Here is a 7,349-nt window from a genome sequence, read left to right on the forward strand (position 1 = left end):
GACCCGGCCATGACGTCGTCAATGGTGACCTCGTTGCAGCCCAACCGGCCGCCGCGGCCCAACCTCGCTTTCCGGCAGCTGCGCGGCCACCGTTCACCGGCGGAGTTCGCCGCGCTGGTACGGCGGGCCGCCCGCGAGATCGGTGAGCGGGTGAGCTGTGACGCGCGCTACGTCGGCCGGGTGGAGGCGGGTGAGATCCGCTGCCCGAACTACGCGTACGAACGGGTGTTCCTGCACATGTTCCCCGGTCGCACGCTCGCCGACCTGGGCTTCGCGCCCCGCTCGTCCGTCCGCGGACGCGCAGCGCGCCCGGAACCCGCCGCGACGGGTGAGACGCCGGGGGCCTTAGAGCCGTATGACACGCAGGACCCGTACGACACGCACGAGAACCACGAGGAGAGCGACGTGCTGCGTCGCGCATTCATGACCGGCGGGGGCGCCACGGTGGCCGCCGCGCTGGGCCCGTTCGGGCTCACCATCGACGCCGCGGCCGCGGAGCAGCCGATCCGCCGCGCCGGGTCCTCAGAGGCGGCCGCCCTGGAGGAGGCCGTCCGCAGAATCCGGTTGCTCGACGACCGGCACGGCGCAGACGGCCTGTACCGACGCGCGGCGGCTCCGCTGCGCGCCGCGTACGAGCTGTTGGACGCCGGAGCGACCCGGCAGACGACCGTCGACCGGCTGCACTCGGGCGCCGGTGAACTGGCCATCTCGGTGGGCTGGTTGGCCCACGACTCCGGCCGCTTCGACGACGCCCGCTCGCACTACGCCGAGGCACTGGCCACCGCCCGGATGACCGGGGACGACGCCCTGGAGGCGCACGCGTTCTGCAACACGGCGTTCCTGGCCCGGGACGCGGGCCGGCCCCGGGAGGCGGTGCGGGCGGCGCAGGCGGCCCAGCGGGTGGGGCGCCCGCTGGGCTCCGCGCGGCTGATGTCGCTGCTCGCGCTGCGCGAGGCGGGCGGCTGGGCGGGGCTCGCCGACCGCACCGGGTGCGAACAGGCCCTGGCCCGGGCGCAGGCCCTCTTCGAGCGGGGCCACTCGGACGCCGATCCCGAGTGGATGAGCTTCTACGGAGAGGCCGAGTTGGAGGGGCTGGAGGCGCAGTGCTGGTCGACGCTGGGCGACTGGCCCCGCGCGGCCCGGCACGCGCGCCGCGCCGCCCAGCTGCAGGATCCGCACTTCACCCGGAACATCGCCCTGTACACCGCCGAACTCGCCGACGACCTCGCGCGCGGGGGACGGCCCGACGAGGCGGCGCTGGCCGGGATGCAGGTCCTCGACCTGCTGGACCAGGTGCAGTCCTCCCGCATCCAGACGATGCTGGCGGGCACCGCCCGGGTGCTGCTGCCGCACCGGCGGGCCTGCGGGGTGTCGGAGTTCCTGGAACGGCACACGAGCCTGCCCCGGCCGATGTGAGCGACGGCGGCCCGTGCGGTCCGGCAGGCCTACGCGGCCTGGCGGGCCTACGCGGCCAGGTGCCCCAAGTCGTTCCAGCTCTCTATCGCGGGTTCGCCGTAGGCCCAGCCGAGGATCGACAGTGACGTCGGGTTGAGGCGGATGCGGGCGGCGAAGTCCAGGGGAAGACCCAGCCAGCGGGCACCTATGGAGCGCAGGATGTGGCCGTGCGCGAAGACCAGGACGTCCCGGTCCGCCGCCCGGGCCCAGGCCACCACCTCGTCCGCCCTCGCCGTCACCTCGGCGAGGGTCTCGCCCTCGGGCACGCCGTCCCGCCAGATCAGCCAGCCGGGTCGGACGGCCTGGATGTCGGCCGGGGTCAGGCCCTCGTAGGCGCCGTAGTCCCACTCCATGAGGGTGTCCCAGACCGACGCGCGCTCGCCGAACCCGGCGAGTTCGCACGTCTCACGCGCGCGTGCCAGGGGACTGGTGCGCACCTCGACCCCGGCCAGCCCGTCGAACGGTGCCCGGTGCAGCCGCTCCCCGAGCACCTTGGCGCCCTGGCGGCCCTCCTCCAGGAGGGGCACATCCGTCCGGCCGGTGTGCTTGCCGGACAACGACCATGCGGTCTGTCCGTGCCGGGCCAGCAGGATGCGCGGTGCCATGGGTGGCCTTTCCGGGACGGGCGAAGCGGAACGCGAGGAGAAATCGGAGGCGGGACCCCTCCATCATCGCGCACGCTGTCCTCGGGCAACCCGGGGGGCGATAGCGGCGTCTTTGAGGGCTGGAGCGGCCCGCACGGGCGACATGGACACACCGTAAAGTGTCACGGTCGGCCCGCCGGGCGCCGCGTGGGAGACGGGGGAGGGCGATCGGATGCCGCAGACCGAGACAGAGGGCACCGAGGTGTCCCCGCGGACCCGGCTGCGCTGGTGGACCGAGCTTCCGCTGATCCTTCTCGTGTACGGAAGCTACTCGGCCGGCCGCCTCCTCGCCCGGGGAGACGTCTCCACCGCCGTCGACCACGGCCTGGCGATCCTGCGCATCGAGAAGGCCCTGTACCTCAACGCCGAGCACCCGCTCAACCGGCTGTTCACCCGCGAGGCGTGGCTCGGCGTACCGGCCGACTTCTGGTACGCCTCGCTGCACTACCTGGTCACCCCGGTGATCCTGGTCTGGATCTTCAGGTTCCGCACGGCCCACTACCGCGCGGCTCGCACCTGGCTGATGACGTCCACGTTCATCGGTCTGATCGGCTTCACGCTGCTGCCCACCTGCCCGCCCCGCCTGCTCACGGCGGGCCACGGCTTCGTCGACACCATGGCCCAGTACAGCTCGTACGGCTGGTGGGCCGGCGACGCCAGCGCCCCGCGCGGCATGGGCGCCATGACCAACCAGTACGCGGCCATGCCGAGCCTGCACGTGGGCTGGGCCCTGTGGTGCGGCGTGATGCTGTGGCGGTACGGCGGTACGCGCATCACGAGGGTCGCCGGTGTCGCCTACCCGCTGCTGACCGCGATCGTGGTCATGGGCACCGCCAACCACTACTTCCTCGACGCGGTCGCCGGCGCCGCGGTGATGGGCGCCGGCCTGCTGCTCGCGCCGCACGTGATGCGGATCGTGGACCGTGTGCGGGGCCGGCTGCGGCCGCGTTCCACGGTCGTCGCACAGGGCTCGGGCGGCGCAGTTTCCTCGATTGTCAGTGGCGGATGCCAGACTTCCGCGGGTGAGCGAATTCCACGGCAGCGCGAGGAGCGGCTCGGAGACCCGGCCGAGCCGGACGCCTCTCCCACCGACGCGGGCGAAGGCGCTCCGGCAGCGGCTCGCTGAGCTGCGCGGACCGGACGTACCGGCGAAGGCACTGGACGCGCGCGCCCTCGCGGCGCTCGCCGCGAACCCCGGGTGCCGACGGCGGGCGATCCTGGACGGCGCCGGGGTGGACAAGACGGCGCTGGCGAGCGCGATCGGCGCGCCGTCCTCCTTCGGACAGTCGCAGTTCGCCTTCATCCGGGGCAACGCGTTCGAGGCACGGGTGAAGGCCGACGGCGGCGCCGAGCTGCTGCGGCTCGCGCACACCCGGCTGGACCCCGACGCCGAACCGCCGCGCGAGGCACGGGTGCCGGACCTGTCCGCGGCGGGCCCCGAGGGTCGTACGGCGCGTACGGCGCTGGCGCTGCGTGAGGCCACCGAGGCGCGCGGCTCCTGGACGCTGCTCAACCACCCGATGCTCGCCCTCGACGTGGCGGGCTGCCCCGCCTACCTCGAACCGGACGCGGTGGTCGTGCACCCGGACGGCGGCTGGACGGTCGTCGAGATCAAGTCCTTCCCGATGCTGGACGGTTCGGCGGACCCGGCGAAGGTGGGCGCGGCGGCGCGACAGGCCGCGGTGTACGTGCTGGCGCTGGAGGAGGTCGCGCGGCGTCTGACACCGGCTCCGCCCGTGCGTCACGAGGTGCTCCTGGTCTGCCCGAAGGACTTCACCAACCTGCCCACCGGCTGCGCCGTCGACGTCCGCAAACAGCGCGCGGTCACCGCCCGCCAGCTGGTCCGGCTCACCCGGCTGCAGGACATCGCCGACACCCTGCCCGAGGGCACCTGCTTCGCCCCCGGTCTCCCGGCCGACGCGCTCACGGCCGCGGTCGACTCGGTGCCGGCGACGTACGCGCCCGAATGCCTGTCCGCCTGCGAAATGGCCTTCCACTGCCGGGAACGCTCCCGCGCGGCCGGCGCGGTGACCACCCTCGGCCGCCCGGTCCGCGCCGACCTGGGCGACCTCACCACGGTCGAGGACGTCCTGTCGGCGGCCCGCGGCGACAGCGGCGACCCGGACGACCCGGCGGTGGCGGCCCTGCGCAGAGCGGCGGCGCTGCGCGCGGAGGCACTGACGACGATCCCCGGTGCCCGAACCGGCCAGGACACGCTGCCCGCCGACCCGGACGCGACCTCCGCCGACCCGGCCGCCGGTGACACGTCGCCGGCCGCCGGCCAGGAGGTGCCCTCTTGTCGCTGATCGCCACGCTCGCCCGGCTGGAGGCCGTCAGCACCGGCCGTGCCCGGCCCGCCACCACCGTCCGGCACCGGCATCTGTCCGACCGCCCGCTGGTGTTCGTGCCGCTGACCACCGCAGGTGAGGCCGGAGCCCCGCTCGGGGCGCTGGTCGGCACCGACCGGGACGCGCCGCACCTGTTCGTGGTGCCGCAGCCCCGGGACCACGACCTGCGCTTCGCGTTCCTCGCGGAGCTGGCCGACGTCGTCCTGCCGTACATCGAGTCGTACACGGACAGCGTGGAAGCCGCGGAGCGCAACGAGACCGACCCGCAGACCGGCAAGCGGGTCAAGGTCGAGGTCGACCTGTGCGCGGACGCCCCGCAGCTGATCGTGCCGAGCCGGGCGGGCGTCGACTTCGTCCGGCTGCTCGGCCGCTCCACGCGTTTTCGCCGCACCGCCGAGCAGGAGCCGGAGGCCCCCTACCCGGCGCCGCCCCGGGTGCCGTTGCTCGGGCGGTGGCTGACCCACTTCGGGGAGCGGGCCCGGGTGCCCGGCTCCGCGCTGCTGCCGGCCCTGACGGAGCTGCTGGCCCGGCACTGGGCGACCGGACAGTCCAGCCTGGAGGACCAGCACCTGGGCAAGCTGCTCGCCTGGATCGACCCGCCCGAGGGCGCCTCGGGTGCCGAGGCGGCGCTGCGGGCCGAGCTCGCGCGGGACGCCGACGGCCAGCTGCTGTGCCCGCCCGCGGGCCCGGCCACCGACCCGGCGTTCGACAACAAGCTGCTCGCCCCGGCCATCGAGCGCTACGACCGGGCCCGCGCCGCCCTCGCCGCCGCCGAGGACGGTCTGCAGGCCGACGACCGGCTCGCCGCGCTCACCGCGGCCGAGCGGGAGATCCGTGCGCTGGTGGCGAGCCGTACCCGGCCCACCTGGGACGCGGTGTGGCGGGGCATCGACCTGCTGCGGGCGCTGCCCGAGGGCGCGCACGTCGAGGAGCGGTGGACCCGCGACCGCTGGTCCTTCACCGGTCATCGCGACCGGGTGCTGGCCGGGGAGCCCCCGCAGCCGCGCCGGGACGACGCGGTCACCGCGGCCAACAAGCTGGCCACGCGCGAGCGCGAGCAGGCCCGGCTGGAGGCGCAGGAGGCGCTCGACGACCCGCTGGTGATGGCCGGGCGGCGGCTGTCCGGGGAGGCGTTCGCGGGCGAGGTCACGGAGGTCGTCATGGCGTACGGCGAGGGCAAGCGGCCCAGCCCGCGCCCGCTGGTCACCGTCCGCACGGACGACCGCCCGCACCTGGGCGAGCGGGCGAAGGTGTACCGCTCGCTGGGCGGGAAGCCGCAGGCCGCGGAGTACGTCGGGGAGGAGGGCGAGGGCCTCCTCGTGCTGCGGATCGTCGACAAGATGGGCCGTGGCAAGGAGCCCGAGCCCGGTTCCGTGCCCGAGAAGGGCGACCGGCTCTGCTTCACGCTGTTCGAGCACGACCAGCGCGGCGGCGCCAAGCTGCCCGACCCGGAGCAGACCCCGTGGACGCACGGCGGGCCGCCCGGTGAGGAGACGGCCGTGCCGGAGACGGCCGACCCCGTGACCGAGGAGGACATCCTGTGACGGCGCCGGTCCTCGACCCCGGTGCGGCGGCGGCCCGCGCCACCGACGCGATCCTCCACGACACCCTGCACGGCACCGAACAGGGCGTGGTCGTGGACTCTCCGCCCGGTGCCGGCAAGTCGACGCTGGTCGTGCGGGCGGCGCTGGAGCTCGCCGACGCCGGGCGTCCGCTGATGGTGGTCGCGCAGACCAACGCGCAGGTCGACGACCTGGTGCTGCGGCTCGCCGAGAAGAACCCCGAGCTGCCCGTCGGCCGGCTGCACAGCAGCGACACGGACGCGTACGACAAGGCGCTGGACGACCTGCCGCAGGTGCGGAAGTCGGCGAAGGCGGCGGACCTGGCCGGGATCCCCGTCGTGCTGTCCACCGCCGCGAAGTGGGCGCACGTCAAGGTGGACGAGCCATGGCGGCACGCGATCGTCGACGAGGCGTACCAGATGCGCTCGGACGCGCTGCTCGCCGTGGCCGGGCTGTTCGAGCGGGCGCTGTTCGTGGGCGACCCGGGTCAGCTGGACCCGTTCGCGATCGTGGGCAGTGAGCAGTGGGCGGGGCTGTCGTACGACCCCTCGGCCTCGGCGGTGACGACGCTGCTCGCGCACAATCCGGAGCTGCCGCAGCACCGCCTGCCGGTGTCCTGGCGGCTGCCGGCCTCGGCCGCGCCCCTGGTCTCGGACGCCTTCTACCCGTACACGCCGTTCCGCAGCGGCACGGACCACGGTGACCGCGGTCTCTCCTTCGCGGTCCCGTCGGACGGCTCCGGCCCCGACCGGGTGATCGACGAGGCGGCGGAGTCGGGCTGGGGCCTGCTGGAGCTGCCCGCCCGGCACACCCCCCGTACCGACCCGGAGGCGGTACGGGCGGTGGCGACCGTCGTACGGCGGCTGCTGGACCGGGGCGGCGCGGCGACGTCGGAACGCTCACCGGACCCCGCCCCGCTGACCGCCGACCGGATCGCGGTCGGCACGGCACACCGGGACCAGGCGGCGGCGGTGCGGGCCGCGTTGGCGGAGCTCGGGGTGTCCGACGTCACCGTCGACACCGCGAACCGTCTGCAGGGCCGGGAGTTCGACGTCACGGTGGTCCTCCACCCGCTCTCCGGCCGCCCCGACGCCACCGCCTTCCACCTGGAGACGGGCCGCCTGTGCGTCCTGGCCTCCCGGCACCGCCAGGCCTGCATCGTGGTGTGCCGCTCCGGCGTGAGCGACCTCCTCGACGACTACCCCTCCACGGAACCGGTCCAGCTCGGCACGGTCGTGAAGTTCCCGGACGGCTGGGAGGCCAACCACGCGGTCCTGGCCCACCTCGCGAAACACCGGGTGGTCTGGCAACCCTGACCGCAGCCGACGGGGCCGTCCTGT

General features: G+C 74.6%; 6 protein-coding genes. 5 read left to right on the forward strand and 1 reads right to left on the reverse strand.

Annotated elements, in window-relative coordinates; translation table 11 throughout:
* Nucleotides 1-9 precede the first annotated feature (9 nt).
* On the forward strand, nucleotides 10-1,416 hold the full coding sequence (locus tag ACWGKT_RS02640) for a hypothetical protein (protein ID WP_453272171.1): 1,407 nt from the start codon (nucleotides 10-12) through the stop codon (nucleotides 1,414-1,416).
* Between the two features lie 47 nt (nucleotides 1,417-1,463).
* Here the strand turns inward: ACWGKT_RS02640 and ACWGKT_RS02645 are convergent, their stop codons facing one another.
* Nucleotides 1,464-2,060, reverse strand: a complete 597-nt coding sequence (locus ACWGKT_RS02645; RefSeq protein WP_356155421.1) for a histidine phosphatase family protein — start codon at nucleotides 2,058-2,060, stop codon at nucleotides 1,464-1,466.
* A gap of 211 nt (nucleotides 2,061-2,271) precedes the next feature.
* Between ACWGKT_RS02645 and ACWGKT_RS02650 the strand changes: the two genes are divergently transcribed.
* Genes ACWGKT_RS02650 through ACWGKT_RS02665 form a run of 4 tightly spaced genes read left to right on the forward strand, consistent with a single transcriptional unit; the run spans nucleotide 2,272 to nucleotide 7,325 of the window.
* On the forward strand, nucleotides 2,272-3,225 hold the full coding sequence (locus ACWGKT_RS02650) for a phosphatase PAP2 family protein (protein ID WP_453272172.1): 954 nt from the start codon (nucleotides 2,272-2,274) through the stop codon (nucleotides 3,223-3,225).
* Nucleotides 3,122-4,405 carry a hypothetical protein gene (locus ACWGKT_RS02655; RefSeq protein ID WP_453272173.1) on the forward strand — a complete coding sequence of 428 codons (1,284 nt, stop codon included), beginning with the start codon at nucleotides 3,122-3,124 and terminating at the stop codon, nucleotides 4,403-4,405. The genes ACWGKT_RS02650 and ACWGKT_RS02655 overlap by 104 nt, the downstream gene beginning before the upstream one ends.
* Complete coding sequence (locus ACWGKT_RS02660; protein WP_453272174.1) at nucleotides 4,396-5,991, forward strand: hypothetical protein; 1,596 nt, start codon at nucleotides 4,396-4,398, stop codon at nucleotides 5,989-5,991. Before ACWGKT_RS02655 ends, ACWGKT_RS02660 begins: the two co-directional genes overlap by 10 nt.
* Nucleotides 5,988-7,325, forward strand: a complete 1,338-nt coding sequence (locus ACWGKT_RS02665) for an AAA domain-containing protein (protein ID WP_453272175.1) — start codon at nucleotides 5,988-5,990, stop codon at nucleotides 7,323-7,325. Before ACWGKT_RS02660 ends, ACWGKT_RS02665 begins: the two co-directional genes overlap by 4 nt.
* Nucleotides 7,326-7,349 lie beyond the last annotated feature (24 nt).

It is taken from the genome of Streptomyces sp. NPDC054794 (assembly GCF_053611585.1).